This window comes from Solwaraspora sp. WMMD792, assembly GCF_029626105.1.
Lineage (GTDB): Bacteria > Actinomycetota > Actinomycetes > Mycobacteriales > Micromonosporaceae > Micromonospora_E.
The window spans coordinates 5,983,347-5,999,862 of record NZ_JARUBH010000009.1; the positions used below are offsets into that span (position 1 = coordinate 5,983,347).

Below are 16,516 nucleotides of genomic sequence, written 5' to 3' on the forward strand. Positions count from 1 at the left end.
ACCCGTTCCTGATCTTGTTGCGCTGCGTGGCCCGCAGAACTACTGCTCGTCATCGGTAGACGACAGTATCAGTACCATTCGTTGCTGCGCATGGTCTTCCCCTCCACTCGATTGGGCAGTTGGTGCTGCCGGCTCTTGCTGACAGGAGAACCATAGAGTTGCGATATGCCACTTGCATACGGATAAATGTCCATATGCGCATGATTAGTGAAGATGGCGGCGGTTTGTCACCGTTGGTTATTGATCGCCGACGGAATGCATTCGAACAGGTTCGCTCATAACCTTATGGATTCCTTAGGCGTGCACGATTTGAGGGCTGTAGTAGGTATCCGCGAAGGTGATCCGGGAAGTGCGGGTCGGTGGAGAAAGTGGAAGGTGACATCCGGGCCGGCAGGTCGCCGGTACGACCGGCCTGATGCCAACTCTGCCGCCAACCGTGGCGGTCGAGCCAGGGCCGACTGGTCTGCTCGATAGGCTCGTTCAGGTGACCGAGGTACCGAACCTGACCCATGTCGATGAAACGGGCGCTGCGCGGATGGTGGACGTCACCGCCAAGCCGCCGACCGTCCGCCGTGCCGTGGCAGCGGGACGACTGCGTACCACCGGCGAGGTCGTCGAGTTGCTGCGCCGCGACGGCCTGCCCAAGGGCGACGCACTGGCCGTCGCCCGGATCGCCGGCATCATGGGTGCCAAGCGCACCCCCGACCTGGTCCCGCTGTGCCATCCGATCGCGCTGCACGGTGTGGTCGTCGACCTGGCGCTGACCGCAGACTCCATCGAGATCACCGCCACGGTGCGGACCGCTGACCGGACCGGGGTCGAGATGGAGGCCCTCACCTCGGTCGCCACCGCCGGGCTGACCCTGATCGACATGATCAAGGCGGTCGACCCGGCTGCGACGCTGGACGACGTCCGGGTGCTGTCCAAGGAAGGCGGCAAGACCGGCGACTGGCACCGTCCGGCGGACCGGCCGTGAGCCCGTACGCCTGGGTGGTGGTCGCCTCCAACCGCGCCGCCGCCGGCGTCTACTCCGACACCAGCGGTCCACTGCTGGTGTCCGGTCTGCGTGACCTCGGCTGCCGGGTCGACGACCCGTTGGTCGTCGCCGACGGCGAACCGGTCACGCAGGCGCTGCGCCGGGCGGTCGCCGACGGGGTCCAGCTGGTCGTCACCAGCGGCGGTACCGGGATCACCCCTACCGACCGCACCCCGGAGGCGACCCGCTCGGTGCTCGACTACGAGATCCCGGGGATCGCCGAGGCGATCCGGGCGGTCAGCCGGTCGGCGGTGCCGACCGCTGCGCTGTCCCGGGGCATCGCCGGGGTGGCCGGTCGTACGTTGATCGTCAACCTGCCCGGCTCCACCGGCGGTGCCCGCGACGGCCTGGCCGTGCTCGGGCCGATCCTGCGCCACGCGCTCGACCAGCTGGCCGGCGGCGACCACCCCCGCGGCTGACACCACCGCACCCCGGCCGCACCCGGCCGGCGGATAGGCTCGGTCGGTGAGCGCCGAACCGACGACCGGCAGGGCCGCCCCGGCCGCCGGGCACCCACCCGTCGACTGGGGGCAGGCCCGCGCCCTGGTGCACGGCGCCGGCCGGGCCGCGCGCCGCCCGCCGGTCCGGCTGCCGTTGCCGCAGGCCGACGGGGCCACCCTCGCCGGGCCGCTGACCACCCTGACCGACCTACCGGCCTTCCGTACCGCCAGCGTCGACGGCTGGGCGGTGCGCGGCGGCGCCCCCTGGCGGGTGGTGGGCCGGGTGCTGGCCGGCGGAGTGCCGCCGGAGTTGTCCGACGACGGCACCGCGGTGCAGATCGCCACCGGCGCGATGGTCCCCGCCGGGGCCACCAGTGTGCTGCGGGTCGAGGAGTCGACGCGCGACGACACCGGACTGGTACGCGGCGAGCCACGGCCGCAGCCGGAGTGGCGCTCGCCCGGCGAGGAGGCGTCGGCCGGCGAGGAACTGCTGCCGGCCGGTACGCCGGTCGACCCCGGGGTGATCGGCCTCGCCGCCTCCTGCGGCTACGACGACCTGCCGGTGTATCAGCGGATCCGGGCCGGCCTGCTGGTCTTCGGCGACGAACTGCTGACCACCGGGCCACCCGGCGCCGGCCGGGTGCGCGACGCGCTCGGCCCGGCGGTGCCCGGATGGCTACGCCGGTACGGCTGCGAACTGCCTGCCGAGGCGGTGACCGGGCCGGTCGCCGACACCCTCGCCGCACACGTCGACGGGCTACGGTCGGCGCTGGCCGGCGCCGATCTGGTCTGTACCACGGGCGGCACCATGCACGGCCCGGTGGACCACCTGCATCCGGCGCTGGCCGAACTCGGTGCCGAGTACGTGGTCAACACGGTCGCGGTCCGACCCGGGTTCCCGATGCTGGTCGCCCGGGTGACCGGTGCCGACGGGCGGGACCGGTTCGTCGCCGGGCTGCCCGGCAACCCGCAGTCCGCGATCGTCGCCCTGGTGTCACTGGTCGCGCCGCTGCTCGCCGGGTTGCAGGGCAGGCCGCTGCCGACCCTGCCCCGGCACCGGCTCGGGGCGGCGGTGCCGGGTCGTGGTGACTTCACCCACCTCGCCCTGGTACGGGTCGATCCGGTGACCGGTACCGCGTACCCGCTGCGGCACGTCGGGTCGGCGATGCTGCGCGGGCTGGCCGCCGCCGCCGGCTTCGCGGTGATCCCGCCGGGCGGTAGCGGCCGCCCCGACGACGAAGTGTCCGTCGTACCGTTGCCACTGCTGCCCGGGGAGCGTCTGCCGTGACCGTTCCGACCACCCGACCTGTCGTTTTGGTGTCGGTGACCTCGCAACCGCTCGACCTAGCCGCCCACGAGGCGGCGGTCGCCGACCCGCGGGCCGGCGCGGTGGTGTCCTTTCAGGGCGTGGTCCGGGACCACGACCACGGCCGGTCGGTGCTCAGCCTGGAGTACGAGGGCCATCCCAGCGCCGAGGACGTGCTGCGGGAGGTCGCCGACGAGGTGGCCGCCGATCCGGCGGTGCACGCCGTCGCCGTGTCGCACCGGCTGGGGCCGCTTGCCATCGGCGAGGTGGCCCTGGTGGCGGCGGTCAGCACCGCGCACCGGGCGGCGGCCTTCGCCGCCTGCGCCCGGCTCGTCGACGAGGCGAAGGCCCGGCTGCCGATCTGGAAGCGGCAGGTTTTTGCCGACGGCACCGAGGAGTGGGTCAACTGCCCCTGACCTGACCGGAGGTCCGGGGCTGTTCCGGGCTCCGCTGGTCGGCGCGGGCGTCGGGCTGCCCGGCGCCGGTCCGGGCATCAGGAAGCCCGGTGCCGGTCGGAGCAACCGGCTGGCGGTGCCGGATCTGCGGTCGCGGGTCGGTGTAGAACGCCGGCTCGGCTCCGGGCCGCCAGGGCAGCGCCGCGACGAGCGCGATCAGCGCCAGGGCGAGCGAGTTCTCCATCAGTACGCCGAACAGGCCGTCATGGTAGTGCGAGACCTGTGGCAACTGGTGCTCGTACGGCCAGATCGGCGACACCAGGAAGAGCAGGTAGAGCGCGATCGCGGCGGTGGCGTGCCGCATCCCGGTGAGGGCGGGGAACCAGATCGGGGTCCGTAGCCCGGCCACGCCGCTGATGCCGGCACCAGTGGGCGGGTAGGTGCGCCGCGAGATCAGCCCCTTGCTGGCGCTGCGTCGCCGCAGCGCCGCGTCGGCCAGCACGATGATCGCCGGAATCACGAAGACCAGGTGGTGCGACCAGCTAATCGGGCTGATCACGTTGGCGGTGAGGCCGATCAGGGTGAACGCGGTCAACTCGTCGCCGTCCGCGTGGGCGTGAGCGGCCCGGGACAGCCCGAGCGCCAGCAGCAGCAGGGCGAACGAGATCCAGAGCAGGCCAGGGGTCTCCATCGAGTCGTAGAGCCGGGCCAGCAGGCCGGCCAGCGACTGGTTCGGGGTCATGTCCGACACCCCGACCCGGCCGGTGTCCCACAGCACCGAGGTGAAGTAGGCGGCCGACTCGTCGGCGGCGACGATCATCGCGCCGACGGTGACCGCGGCGGCGGTGCTGATCGCGGTGGTGGCCGCCCGCCACTGCTTGGTGATCAGCAGGTAGACGATGAACAGGGCGGGAGTCAGCTTGATCGAGCTGGCCAAACCGATGCCGGCGCCGGCCCAGATGCCGCTGAAGAAGATCCGGCGCAGTGGGCCGCCGGTGGCCAGCCGGTGCGGCGTGGGCGCGGCGCGCCAGCGCAACGCGACCAGGTCGGCGATGATCAGGCCGAACAGCAGCAGGTTGACCTGCCCGTACCCGAGGGTTTCCCGGGACGGTTCGATGGCCACGGCGAGGGGTACCGCGAGTCCGACGGTGAACCAGCGCGGCCAGCCGCAGCGGTCGGCGATCGGGCCGAGTAGCACCGCCAGCACGACGGTGAGGGCGGCGATACCGAATGCGACGTTGAGCCAGCCGGCGGTGATCATCGGAACCACCGCCATCGGCAGCATGGTGAGGCCGGCGAACGGTGGATAGGTGAAGCCCAGGGTGGTTTCCGGTGCGATGAATGCGTACAGGTCGCCGCCGTTGGCCCACCACATGATCGCGCCGTGGTAGATGCGCATGTCGAAGAAGTTGTACGGCCGGCCGAACATGCCGATCGCGTACCAGGCGGCGTAGCAGGCCAGCGCGACGAGGCCGAGCCGCACGAGCGTGCCGCGCTCGACGTCGCGAACCAGGCGGCTCAGTGGCGCCAGACGACGGCTCAGTGGCGCCAGACGACGCCGACCCAGTGGGGCGAGACGACGGACCCGGGATCGGACGTCCGTCACCATGATCTACCCACCCCCGGTCGTTGAATGCAGAGTCTGCTCAGTGCCCGTCCGAGCCTAGAACGCAGCGGCGTCCGGAGGCGGGCGCGTTACCCTACCGTGTCCGATCCCACACTAGTTCGCGATATTTCCACCGCGTTAACGCTGTGTGCTGTGTTCTATCTCTTTCGTGGTTTTCGGTGCCCAACTACGCACTGAAGTCCGATATTTACCGCCCATCGTTCGGGTCGTCGTTCGGCCAGATCTACCGGTCAGCCGGGCAGTCGCCGGGCGGTGGCGGCGGACCGGACCGCGATCCGGGCGTCCCGACGCGCCGAGTGCACCGCCCGCCGCACCGACCGTCGGCTCCGCCGCATCGACCGCTGGCCCTGCCGGACGGCCCGGCTGGTCCGCCAGCGTAGACCCGGCCGACCTTCAGTATCCGCGGCAGCGAGCAGCAGCCCGCCCAGAAGGCCCAGATTCTTGAGAAAGTGCACCTGATGGAGTTGTCGTTCGGTCGGTTCCGTCGCCGACCAGAATGGATGACCGGCCACCGTGGTGGGCACCAGCGAGGCCGCCAGCACCGCTGCGGCCGGCCGGGTCAGCCGACCGGTCGCCAACAGCAGGCCACCGGCGAGCTGGGTGGCACCGTGCAGCCGGACCAGATTCTCGGTATCGGTCGGCAGTCGGGGCGCGGCCCGTTCGATCATCGGAGCGACCCGGTCGGTGACCGTCTTCGCCCGGTCGGCGTACTGCGCGGGGCTGGCCACCGCGCGGGCGCCGCTGACGATGAAGATGCCGCTGAGCAGAGCGCGGGCAGTGGTGCGTACGGGTCTCATGCTCCTTGTCATACCCGGTTGGGCGGTCTGTTACCCGGCAAACCGGTGAGCTGTCACGTCGCGGCAAGGTTGCCGGGCCGCACCGGGCGTGATCAACCGGGCTGGGTGCGCAGGTACCGGCCGAAGTGCGGCACGGTGAACGCGACCGTGCCGCGCTCGCCCGAGTAGATCAGCCCCTTCTTGATCAGGGCATCCCGGGCCGGCGACAAGCTGGCCGGTTTCCGGCCGAGGGATCGGGCGATCTCGGCGGTCGGCACCGCCGGGTCGATGTCCGCCGTCGCCGCCGGGTCCAGTGGTCCATCGCTCGTTTCGTCGTGGTATCCCTCGACGGCCGGTGCCGGGCCGTCCCCCGGGGTCGCGGAGGCGAGCACGGCCATCGCCCGCATGTACTCGCGCTCCGCCGGGGTGGCCCGTTCGAACCGGGACCCGAAGAACCCGACCGCGAGTTCCGCTTCCGCCTCCGGCGCGGCGACCCGCACGTCGGCGGCGGTGATCGGCGAGCGCGGAGCATGGTCCCAGGTGGCCTTGCCGTAGGCCTGTACGAAGTACGGGTATCCGCCGGACTTGTCGTAGAGCAGGTCGAGCGCCTTCGCCTCGTACTCGACCTGCTCGCGGGCGGCCGGCGCGGTGAGCGCCTGGTCGGCGGCGACCCGGTCCAACCGGTCGATCCGCTGGTAGCGGAACAGCCGTTCGGAGTAGGACTTGGCTGCGGAGAGCACCGCCGGCAGGTGCGGCAGCCCGGCTCCGACGACGATCAGCGGCCCGCCGAGCTGCGACAACTCGTGACAGGCCGCACAGAGCGCGGAGACGTCGGTCGCGTCGACGTCCTGCATCTCGTCGATGAAAAGCGCGATCCCGGTGCCGACGTCGGTGGCCACCGCGGCGGCGTCGGTGAACAGCTCCACGAGGTCGATCTCGATGTCGCCGGAGTCGGCCCGCCCGGTCGCCGCCGGCACGTCGATGCCCGGCTGCCAGCGGTCGCGCAGCCGAGGCTGGGCGTTGCCACGTCCGCCGGCGGCCGGCGGGTTCGCGCGCAGCGCGAAGGCCTTCAGTACGCCGAGAAAGTCATCGATCCGCTCGGGTGCCCGGTGCCGGGGTGCGAGCTCGCGTACCGCCATGTGTAGTGCGGCGGCAACCGGGCGGCGCAGCGACTGGTCCGGCCGGGCCTCGATCTTGCCGGTGCCCCAGAGCCGGGCGATGGCCTGCGACCGGAGCGCGTTGAGCAGGACGGTCTTGCCCACCCCGCGCAGGCCGGTGAGCATCAGGCTGCGCTCCGGGCGGCCCCGGGCGACGCGTTCCAGGACCACGTCGAAGACGTCCAGCTCGCGGCCGCGGCCGGCCAGCTCGGGCGGACGTTGGCCGGCGCCGGGGGCGTACGGATTCCGGATCGGATCCATGTCTGGCACCGTATCGGGCCGTCTAGCGTTTGGGCTAGAACCGGGTATAGCTCCCGATCGTGTCGGCCGACGTCCGCCGGCACCTCGGCTGACCCGCCCGCCGAGCCCTTGTCGGACCGTCGAGCAATGACTAGGGCTCTCTAGCGTGACAGCTAGAGAGCCCTAGTCATCGGTCGAGAGTGGTTCCCGGTCAGAGCTCCTTCATGCAGAGCACGTAGTTGAGCAGCTGCTCGCCGGTGTCGTGCGTGTAGGTGGTGTCGGTGTCCGGGTGGCCGAAGATCGGATCGTCACAGCGTTCCGTGTCGGTGGTCAGCGGAATGCGGGCCAGCACCTCGAAGGTGCCCGGATCGCAGGCGACCTTGCGCAGCACCGCATCCTCGTCGGAACCGTCGTTGACCACACAGTCGCCGACCACGATCAGGTCGTCGCTGCCGCCGGGCAGCGGCGCCGAATCGGGGTCCTCGCCCTGCTGATCGTCGGGCGCGTCGGTCGAAACGTCGACCGTCGGCAGGCCCTCGCTGGCGGTCGAGGTGCCGCTGTCGGCCAACGCGAACAACCCGATCACACCGCAGCCGCAGAGCAGCAGCAACACCACCGCGCCGATCACCAGCCCGATGATGAGCCCGGTGCGTGACTTCTTCGGCGGTGGGGCACCGGGCATCCCGGGCGGCGGCGGACCCCAACCCGGCGGCGGTGGCGGTGGGAAGCCACCACCCGATCCGGGCGGTGGCGGGTACCCACCGCCACCCGAGGTCGGCGGTGGTGGGTAGGCGCCGCCACCGGAAGTCGGCGGTGGGTAGCCGCCGGGCTGGTACGGCGAGGAGTAGGGCGTGGTCGGATCAGGGGCACCGGAGCCCGGAGGCGGGTAACCGGAGCCCGGAGGCGGGTAACCGGAACCAGGCGGCGGGTAACCGGACTGACCGGCGGGGTCGTCGGGCTGTCCCGGACCGGGGTAGCCCGGCGGACCGTAGCTGGACATGATCTCCCTAGCGTCGTCGCTGGATCAGGCGGAACGCTGCCCGCCTGGCACGAATCTCACCCGCCGGGCAGGGGTCCAGCGGATCAACTGTGCTACCGGAACGGTAACCAACGGCTGCCATCCGGCGGCAGCCTCACCGGTCAGTTCACCGCTGCCTGAGACAGAGCACGAAATCCAGGGCGTCGAGCTGACTGTTGAAGAAATACCAGTTGGTGTAGCCCTCGACGTCCGCGCACTTGGTCTTGGCGTCCTCTTCGCCGTCGGTCACACCATCGAAGCGGGCGAGCACTTCGTACGCGCCGGAGTCACAATCCGTGATCGTCAGGACCGGCGTCTCCTCCTCCGCCTCGGCCTCGTTGCGGACACACTGCCCTACGTCGACGAACCGGGCGTCGTTCGACGAGGTCGGTGTCGGAGTGGGGCTCGGCTGGTCGACCTCGGCCGTCGGCTCGGGCTGCTCCGACGGGGCCGTGGACGGCGCCTCGTCCGGCTCGGGAGTCGGTGCCGTCAACTCCACCCCGGTGTCCGGCGTCTCGTCGCGGGTCAGAACGTAGATGCCCGCCGCGCCGCCCCCGCAGAGCAGCACCGTCAGACCGATCAACACGGCGAGTAGCCCGCCGCTCAGCCCACCGCGCCCGGACCGGCGTGGCTCCGCCGCCGGCTCCCACGCTGGTGTCGCGGCCGGGTGCTGCTGGCTGCTGTCGGGGTACGGCTGCTGGCCCCCGCCCGGCTGCTGCCACGGCTGGTCACCGCCGGACTGCTGCCACGTCTGATCATCGGCCCCGGCCCAGCCCTGGGCCGGTTGGTTCGGCGAATGCCAGTTCTGGTCGCCGGCCGACGGGTGCTGCCCGTACCCCTGCCAGTCGGGACCGGCGGGCGGAGGCTGCCCGGTCGACCAGTCCGGCTGCGCGCCGCCGGGCCACTGCTGGCCCGGTGCCTCGGTAGGCGCGTCACCCCAGGGACCGGGCGGCCCGCCCCAGGGATCGGACGGCTCCCGGTACGGCTCCGACGGCTGCCGACGCTCGGGCCACCGGTCTGGCTGCTCACCCGGGTACGGCCCGCCGGGCGGTCCGTATTGCGACATTTCCTGTCCTCCTGCGCGGCGGTTCCGGCCCCGGCTGTCCGCTCGGGTCGGCGATGACAAACGTCACCGTAGCGTGAGCACCCCAGCAGCTCACCTCCCCGAAGCGCGCCAACCGCCGCCGAGCCGTCCGATTCGGCCGAGCCGTCCGATTCGGCGATGCGTCGCCGCCGGGCTCACCGGACGAACAGGGTCGCCCGACCGTCCCGGATTCCGACGATCTGTCCAGCCGAGTTGATCTCGACGACCTCGTCGGTCGCGCGCAGACCCAGCGTGGTCAGGTCGATCATCGTGCCGGCCCGCCACAGGAAAGGATGCCGGCCCCCATCTGCCGTGTCGGCGTGCCCGATGACGACGCTTCGGTCGCTGATCGCGACGGCGAAGCTGTGTGCGCCGCCCAGGGTGCCCAGGTCGCGGATCACCCCGTCCCGCCACAGGTACGCGTGCTGCTCCAGCTCGGGGGTGGTCGAGTGACCGACGATCTCCCGCCGGTTGTTGACGTCCGCCGGCTGGTTCGGCCACAACCCGTCGCCGCCCAGGTCGCCGAGGTCGGTGAGCACGCCCCGGTGCCAGCGGGCGGCCCGACAGTCGCAGGGGTAGCCGGGGGTCGGCTCGTACTCGCCGACGATGTCGCCCCAGTTGTTGATGCCGACCTGGTTCGTGTACGGGTTGTTGTGCCACAGCGGCGTCAGCGTGCCCCGGTGCCATTTGAAGCTCTGGTCCGGCGACGTCGACTCACCGGTGCCGAACACCACCCCCCAGTCGTTGATGGAGATTCCGTAGGAGGAGGTGGCGTCGTCACGTAGCCGGTCGATCAGCGTGAAGCTGCCCGGCTGCCACACCGCGGCCTGTGAACCGTTCAGGCTCCCTGTCGCGGTACCCACCACGCTGCCGGCCTCGTTGATCTCCCTGGCCCAGAACCGGTCGTAGCCGGCCGGCCGACCCAGCGGCGTCAGCTGGCCGTCCTGCCAGAGATAGCCAATTCCGTTTCCGGACCCGGCGACCTGCCCGCGATCGTTGATGGTCAGACTCCAGTTGAGCACGGTGAAGCCCAAATCGATGGCGTGGTATGGCCGATCCGCTTGCGTGAAGTGGGCGCCTGCGGTCGGCCGGTCCTGCGCGGCCGCCGGTCCGGCCGTCGTCACGCCGGTCAGGATCAGCATGCTGGTGGCGGCGAGCGAGACCGCCCGGTGCCGCAGGTTTCGAGTGACGCTGGACTGGGCTCGGCGCATCGCAGACTCCCTGCTGTTGCCGGAAGACCCGGATCCGGACGAGGTCGCGGATACCGAGAGTGCGCTGTATGAGTCGCACGGTCACTACACCGTGTGTCACTCGAATGGTGGGAGTCAATGTTCGAGTGCGGCGTTGTCGGACACGTGACAGCTGTCCACGTCGTACCGCAGAACCACTGCAACGGGACAGCAGATCCACTACAGCAGGCGGAGCTGGCGGTCCTTGGGACGGCGCGGCCCTTCGTCGCCGAGCCGGTCGAACAGCCCCGCGTCGATCGCGTCCAGGAACGGCGTCGGCCGGGTCTCCCGCTCGCTGCCGTGCCGGACCCGGCGGCGGGCGTGCGAGAGGTAGAGCCGGTCCTGGGCCCGGGTCAGGCCGACGAAGAACAGCCGTCGCTCCTCGGCGACGTCGTCGTCGGTCGGCGTAGCACCGGGGAAGCGCAGTGGTAGCAGGCCGTCCTCACAGCCGACCAGGAAGACCACCGGAAACTCCAGGCCCTTCGCCGCGTGCAGGGTGAGCAAAGTGACCGCTTCGGCCCGTGGGTCCAGCGCGTCCACCTCGGCGCCGGTCTCCAACTGGGACAGCAGCATCGGCAGGTCGTCGCCGCAGCGGCGGGCCAGCGGAGTGAGCAGCTCCACCGCGGACCAGATGTCCGCCGGCGACAGCTGCGGCCCGGCCGGCACGTCCAGCGTCGGCGTGGTGAGCCGGTCGGCCAACACCTGCCCGGCGAGCCGGACCCGGGCGGCCAGCGAACCGTCCAGCCCACCACCGGCGTGCCGCAGCTCGCGGGCGATCGCCGTCACCCCCGGCCGGTCCCGCAGCCGGTTGTGCGACCGCTTCTGCACCGGAACCCCGGCCCGGTTCAGCGCGTCCACGATCGGGCCGGACTGGGCGTCGGTGCGGTACAGCACGGCGATGTCGGAGAACGACACCGACGAGGTCTGCCCGTCGATCCGCCCGGAATCCAACGAACGGTGCGAGATCCCGCCGACCAGTTCGTCGACCGTACGCACCACGAACGTCGCCTCGTCGGCGGCCGTGCCTGCCGGGTAGAGCCCGATCAGCGGTGCCTGCGGATCCAGTCTGGCCGGCTCCAGCCGCCGGCCGCGGACCAGCGAACTGGGCGCGATGGCCTGCACCGCTGCGGCCAGGATCGGTGCCGCCGACCGGTAGTTGCGGGCCAGCCGGACCAGCCGGGCGTCGACGAAATCCTCGGAGAAGCGCAGGAAGTAGCGGACGTCGGCCCCCCGGAACGAGTAGATCGCCTGGTCCGGGTCGCCGATCGCGCACAGGTTGCCGTCCGCCGGGCTGAGCAGCCGTAGCAGCTCGTACTGGTCGGCGTCGACGTCCTGGTACTCGTCGACGAAGATCCACCGCCAGCGGTCCCGGTAGCGGGCCACCAGCTTCTGGTCCTCGCGCAGCAGCCGCAGCGGCAGGGTGACCAGCTCGTCCAGATCGACCAGGCCGGCCGCGCGCAGCAGCTTGGCGTACGTGGCATCGTCCTCGCCGGCCTCGGCGCGGGCCCGCTCCCGCTCGGTGTCGTCGGCGATGCGGAACGTCGCCGGCAACCCGGCCGCCTTCGGGTTCTCCCGCAGGATCGTCAACCCCAGCGAGTGGAAGGTGGCCACGGTGACATCCTCGGCCACCGGGCCGAGTAGTCCGTCGAGCCGGTGGCGAAGCTCCTCGGCGGCCCGGCGGGTGAAGGTGATCGCCAGGCAGCGCTCCGGAAAGACGTTCAACTCGGCGCACAGGTACGCGATCCGGTGGGTCAGCGTCCGGGTCTTGCCGGTACCCGGCCCGGCGACGATCAGCAGCGGCCCGCCCGGCGCGGACGCGGCGACCCGCTGCATCGCGTCGAGTCGGTCCAGTAGCCCGGTGCCGACCTCCTCCATGCCGGCCAGCATCGGCTCGAACGGCTCGTGCGGCGACGGCGTCGGTGGCGGCGGGATCGGCGGTGCCGCCGGCTCTTGCCCGGCCCGCCCGGCCCGGCCCGGCCGTGTCGGCCGCCCACCGGAACCGGACCGGCTGGCCCCGGCCTTGGACTGTCCGGTTCCGGCCCTGGACTGTCCGCCGCGCCGGGCACCGGCCGGTGCCGGTTCGTCGGCGGCCACCGGCCCGTCGGCCGGGCGCTGCGCCGGCACGGGTACGTCGAACAGCGCCTCCGGCTGACCGGCACCACCACCGGTGGCCAGCTCGCCGGGCGCGAACAGGGTGATCACCCCGTACTCGCCGTCGTAGCCCGGCACCCGACGGACCTCGCCGCGACGCAGCCGGGTGATCGCCTCACCGAGCAGTTCGCCGCCGGCCCGCCGGATGTCGTCCACCGGCACCTTGGTCAGGATGTCCAGTTCGGGGCCGAGCGCGGCGACCAGGTTGACCACCTGGCCCTCGACGGTCTTCGACCGGGCACCGACCCGGTTGATCTCGCCGACGATCTCCGGCAGCGCCACCAGGTGGGTGACCTGCTTGGCGTTGGCCGGCCGGTGCCCGTCGGGCCGGTCGGCGAGATCCTCGACCCGGCTGAGCACCCCGACGGTGAGCGGTTTTCCGCACTGCGGGCAGCGACCGGCGGCCTGCCGGGTCTGCTCCGGAGCCCAGTTGACGCCGCAGTTGCGGTGCCCGTCGGCGTGGTACTTGCCCTCCTCGGGAAAGAACTCGATGGTGCCGACCAGCCCGTCGCCGGTACGCAGCGCCTCACGTACCGCGTAGTAGTCCAGCGCGCTGTCCAGCACGGTGGCCTCCCGGGCCAGCGCCGGCGGCGAATGCGCGTCGGAGTTCGACACCAGTTGGTAGCCGTCGAGGCTGGACACCCGCCAGTTCATCGCCGGATCCGACGACAGCCCGGTCTCGACGGCGAAGATGTGCCCGGCCAGGTCGGCGTAGCAGTCGGCGATCGCGTCGAAGCCGGACTTGGAGCCGAGCGCGGAGAACCACGGCGTCCAGATGTGCGCCGGCACCAGATAGCCGTCCGCGCACGCCTCCAGGGTGATCTCCAGCAGGTCGCGGGAGTCCAGCCCGAGGATCGGCCGGCCGTCGGAGCCGAGGTTGCCGATCCGGCCCAGTGCCGTGTTGAACCGGGCCACCGCGTCCAGGTCCGGCAGGTAGATCAGGTGGTGCACCTTGCGGGTCCGGTCCCCACGCTTGTAGATCGTCGAGATCTCGACGCTGAGCATGTACCGCACCGGGTCGGTCTCGGCCTCGCTGGCCAGCCGGGGCGGCAGCCGGCGGGCGACGTCCCGTTCGGCCTCCGGGCTGAGCCGGTACAGGCCCGGCTCGGCCGGGCGCAGCGACTCCCGCAGATGCTCGAACCACGCCGGATGGGTGAAGTCTCCGGTACCGAGCAGGCTGACGCCCTTGCGCCGGGCCCACCAGGCCAGGTTCGACGTGTTCAGGTCCCGGCTGCAGGCACGCGAGTACCGGGAGTGGATGTGCAGGTCGGCGATGAAGGGCCCGGGTCCCGTGGCGGAGCCGGGAGAGGGCACGGCGCGGTACGGGGGCACGCCGCATCCTGTCACGTGACCGGGCCGCCCGGCGTGTCGCCACGCGCGGAAACCCGCGAGACGTGACTCTCACTCGCCGCCGGCTGACCCGTTGCGCTCCTATTCGCTGCGCAGCTCGACCAGGGAGACCTGTGGCGGCGCGCCGACCCGCACCGGCGGCCCCCAGAACCCGGCGCCGTTGGTGACGTAGACCTGGGTGCCGTCGACCGTGGCGAGGCCGGAGACGACCGGCTGCACCAGCCGTACCGCCAGGTTGAACGGAGCGATCTGACCGCCATGGGTGTGCCCGGACAGTTGCAGGTCGACGCCGTACCGGGCGGCCTCGTGGGCCTGCACCGGCTGATGGGCGAGCAGCACCACCGGGCGGTCCGGGTCCCGGTCGCCGAGCGCCCGGTCGTAGTCCGGGCCGGCCAGCGGCCCGGACCCGGCGGCGGCCTGCCCGGCCGGCCGCGCGGTCTCCGCAGTCGGATCGTTGACCCCGGCCAGATCGAGCACCCCGCCCGGGGTGACGATCTCCCGGCGTTCGTTGACCAGCACCCGCAGGCCGAGCCGGTCCACCTCGGCGACCCACTCCTCGACGCCGGAGTAGTACTCGTGGTTGCCGGTGACGAAGAAGCTGCCGTAGCGGGCGCGCAGGTCGGCCAGCGGGGCGGCGGTGCCGCCGAGCTCGGTGACGGTGCCGTCGACCAGGTCGCCGACGACCGCGACCAGGTCGGCGTCCAGGCTGTTGATCAGCTCGACGATCCGGGCGGTGTGCGCCGGCCCGGTCAGCGGACCGATGTGGATGTCCGAGACGGTGGCGATGCGCAGGCCGTCCATGGCCCGGGGCAGCCGGGCGATCGGCACCTGCACCCGGTCCAGCCGGGGCGGGCCGAGCGCGGTCCGGATGCCGTAGCCGGTGACGCCGGTCGCGGTCAGCCCGGCGAAGATCGCCGCACCGCGGGCGAGCAGCAGCCGCCGGCCGGGGTCCGGCACCGAGTCGTCGGCCGGCCGGCCGCCGGGCAGCTCGGCCGGCGGCGGGGCGGACGTCTCGGCGGGTACGGTCACCGGCACCGTGCCCACTCTGCTCGGCTGGCGGCTGCGGGCCCGGCCGATCAGCCGGGCCACCAGCATCGGCGGCTCCAGCACCAGCAGGACGACCAGCAGGTAGAACATCACCGCCAGCCAGACGTAGCCGGGCCAGGCCAGCCAGGACATCCCGGCGGACCGGGTGCTCACCATGGTCACCGGTACCAGGACCGCCAACCCGACGGCCAGCAGCGTGCCGGCCCGCCGCCACCGACCCGGCCGGGTGGTGTCCCGGACCAGCCGCCACCACAGGTAGCAGTGGATCAGGCCGGTGATCAGGGTCAGCGTTGCGACGAACCCGAGTACGGCGAGCACGGACGCGGCCCCTCCTCAGCCGCCGGCGAACGGTGGCAGCACGTCGACCGTGGCACCGGCCGGCAACGGTGTGTGACGATCATGCCAGACGGCGCCGTCGACCAGGAAACTCGCCGCCGCCAGCACCCGACCCAGCCGGTCGCCGTGCCGACCGGTCAGCTCGGCCACCAGCCCGGCCCGGTCCAGCCCGGCCGGGACGGCCTCGGCGGTCCGCCCGGCCGCCGCCCGTGCCCCAGCGAAGTAACGTACCGTCACCACCGAGTCGCCCACGGTCAGCCGCCGATCGCCGACATCGGGCGGGCCGGCTGCAGGAACGTCGGATCGTCGATGCCGTGCCCGGCCAGCTTCCCGGCCATCGCCCGCCGCCACCGCTGCGCCAACTCGTCGTCGTCGGCTCCGGACCGCAACGCGCCACGCAGGTCCGACTCCTTTCGGGCGAACAGGCAGTCGCGTACCTGCCCGTCGGCGGTGAGCCGGGTCCGGTCGCAGTCACCGCAGAACGGCCGGGTCACCGTGCCGATCACCCCGACCCGGGCCGGGCTGCCGTCCGGCCGCTCGGCGCCGGCCACCAGCCAGGTCTCGGCCGGTGCGGCACCCCGTTCGGCGGGATCCGGCAGCAGGGTGAACTCGGCCCGCAGCGCGTCGAGGATCTCGGCGGCGGTGACCATCCGGTCGCGGTCCCAGGACTGCTGCGCGTCCAGCGGCATCTGCTCGATGAAGCGCAGCTCGTAGCCGTGGCTCAGGGCGTACCGCAGCAGCGCCGGGGCCTCGTCGTCGTTGACCCCGCGCAGCAGCACCGCGTTGATCTTGACCGGGGTCAGCCCGGCCGCCGCCGCGCCGGCCAGCCCGGCGAGCACGTCCGGCAGCCGCCGGCGGTGCGCCAACTGGGCGAACCGCTGCGGGTCGAGGGTGTCCAACGACACGTTCACCCGGTCCAGACCGGCGGTCTGCAGGCCGGGCGCCAACCGGTCCAGCCCGATCCCGTTGGTGGTCAGCGACAGCACCGGTCGGGGCCGCAGCGCCGCCGCGGCGGCGACGATCCGGGTCAGCCCGGGGCGCAACAGCGGCTCGCCGCCGGTGAACCGCACCTCGGTCACCCCGAGCTGACGCACCGCGACCCCGATCAGCCGGGTCACCTCGTCGTCGGTCAGGATGTCCGGGCTGGGCAGCCAGGGCAGACCCTCCGGCGGCATGCAGTAGGAGCAGCGCAGGTTGCACCGGTCGGTCAGGGACACCCGAAGGTCGGTGGCGACCCGCCCGTACCGATCGGTGAGCCGGCCGTCGGCGGGCCGTGCGCTCGATGCCATGCGCCGACCGTAGCGCGCCGGTGCGTCAGGATCGC

Annotated in this window: 13 protein-coding genes and 1 pseudogene; 4 read left to right on the plus strand and 10 right to left on the minus strand. The window is 72.1% G+C overall.

Annotation, left to right across the window (positions count from 1 at the left end; genetic code table 11):
• Positions 1-484 precede the first annotated feature (484 nt).
• From moaC to O7629_RS27835, 4 genes are all read left to right on the plus strand, one after another.
• Entirely contained in the window at positions 485-976 is a 492-nt protein-coding gene (gene moaC / locus O7629_RS27820) for a cyclic pyranopterin monophosphate synthase MoaC (protein ID WP_278172937.1), read from the plus strand.
• On the plus strand, positions 949-1,455 hold the full coding sequence (locus O7629_RS27825; RefSeq protein WP_278174704.1) for a MogA/MoaB family molybdenum cofactor biosynthesis protein: 507 nt from the start codon (positions 949-951) through the stop codon (positions 1,453-1,455). The genes moaC and O7629_RS27825 overlap by 28 nt, the downstream gene beginning before the upstream one ends.
• A 127-nt stretch (positions 1,456-1,582) precedes the next feature.
• Positions 1,583-2,764: a molybdopterin molybdotransferase MoeA gene (locus tag O7629_RS27830; RefSeq protein WP_278174705.1), complete on the plus strand. Its 1,182-nt coding sequence runs from the start codon at positions 1,583-1,585 to the stop codon at positions 2,762-2,764.
• Positions 2,765-2,790: 26 nt separating this feature from the next.
• Positions 2,791-3,198, plus strand: a complete 408-nt coding sequence (locus O7629_RS27835) for a molybdenum cofactor biosynthesis protein MoaE (RefSeq protein ID WP_278174706.1) — start codon at positions 2,791-2,793, stop codon at positions 3,196-3,198.
• A gap of 142 nt (positions 3,199-3,340) precedes the next feature.
• On the opposite strand, the pseudogene O7629_RS27840 reads toward O7629_RS27835, so the two are convergent.
• From O7629_RS27840 to moaA, 10 genes and pseudogenes are all read right to left on the minus strand, one after another.
• A pseudogene (locus O7629_RS27840) lies at positions 3,341-4,606 on the minus strand (glycosyltransferase 87 family protein); the annotation flags it as partial.
• Positions 4,607-5,034: 428 nt separating this feature from the next.
• The gene (locus O7629_RS27845; RefSeq protein WP_278172938.1) at positions 5,035-5,601 is read right to left on the minus strand and encodes a DoxX family membrane protein; all 567 of its coding nucleotides are present in this window, start codon (positions 5,599-5,601) and stop codon (positions 5,035-5,037) included.
• A gap of 92 nt (positions 5,602-5,693) precedes the next feature.
• Complete coding sequence (locus O7629_RS27850) at positions 5,694-6,998, minus strand: ATP-binding protein (protein ID WP_278172939.1); 1,305 nt, start codon at positions 6,996-6,998, stop codon at positions 5,694-5,696.
• Positions 6,999-7,188: 190 nt separating this feature from the next.
• Complete coding sequence (locus O7629_RS27855) at positions 7,189-7,977, minus strand: hypothetical protein (protein WP_278172941.1); 789 nt, start codon at positions 7,975-7,977, stop codon at positions 7,189-7,191.
• Positions 7,978-8,122: 145 nt separating this feature from the next.
• A complete protein-coding gene (locus O7629_RS27860) occupies positions 8,123-9,061 on the minus strand; it encodes a flagellar basal body protein FliL (protein ID WP_278172943.1) in 939 nt (312 codons plus the stop codon).
• Between the two features lie 173 nt (positions 9,062-9,234).
• A complete protein-coding gene (locus tag O7629_RS27865; protein WP_278172945.1) occupies positions 9,235-10,290 on the minus strand; it encodes a hypothetical protein in 1,056 nt (351 codons plus the stop codon).
• A 198-nt stretch (positions 10,291-10,488) separates the two neighbouring features.
• Positions 10,489-13,791, minus strand: coding sequence for a UvrD-helicase domain-containing protein (locus tag O7629_RS27870; RefSeq protein WP_278172947.1), 3,303 nt, complete (start codon positions 13,789-13,791; stop codon positions 10,489-10,491).
• 99 nt (positions 13,792-13,890) lie between these two features.
• A complete protein-coding gene (locus O7629_RS27875; RefSeq protein ID WP_278172949.1) occupies positions 13,891-15,174 on the minus strand; it encodes a metallophosphoesterase in 1,284 nt (427 codons plus the stop codon).
• Positions 15,175-15,189: 15 nt separating this feature from the next.
• Positions 15,190-15,432: a MoaD/ThiS family protein gene (locus O7629_RS27880; protein WP_278172951.1), complete on the minus strand. Its 243-nt coding sequence runs from the start codon at positions 15,430-15,432 to the stop codon at positions 15,190-15,192.
• 14 nt (positions 15,433-15,446) lie between these two features.
• Positions 15,447-16,481, minus strand: coding sequence for a GTP 3',8-cyclase MoaA (moaA, locus tag O7629_RS27885; RefSeq protein ID WP_278172953.1), 1,035 nt, complete (start codon positions 16,479-16,481; stop codon positions 15,447-15,449).
• Between the last annotated feature and the right edge of the window lie 35 nt (positions 16,482-16,516).

Coding starts and splice junctions, on each gene's coding strand:
- O7629_RS27845 (WP_278172938.1), bottom strand. CDS start 5,601: ATGAGACCCGTACGCACCACTGCCCGCGCTCTGCTCAGCGGCATCTTC.
- O7629_RS27850 (WP_278172939.1), bottom strand. CDS start 6,998: ATGGATCCGATCCGGAATCCGTACGCCCCCGGCGCCGGCCAACGTCCG.
- O7629_RS27855 (WP_278172941.1), bottom strand. CDS start 7,977: ATGTCCAGCTACGGTCCGCCGGGCTACCCCGGTCCGGGACAGCCCGAC.
- O7629_RS27860 (WP_278172943.1), bottom strand. CDS start 9,061: ATGTCGCAATACGGACCGCCCGGCGGGCCGTACCCGGGTGAGCAGCCA.
- O7629_RS27865 (WP_278172945.1), bottom strand. CDS start 10,290: ATGCGCCGAGCCCAGTCCAGCGTCACTCGAAACCTGCGGCACCGGGCG.
- moaA (WP_278172953.1), bottom strand. CDS start 16,481: ATGGCATCGAGCGCACGGCCCGCCGACGGCCGGCTCACCGATCGGTAC.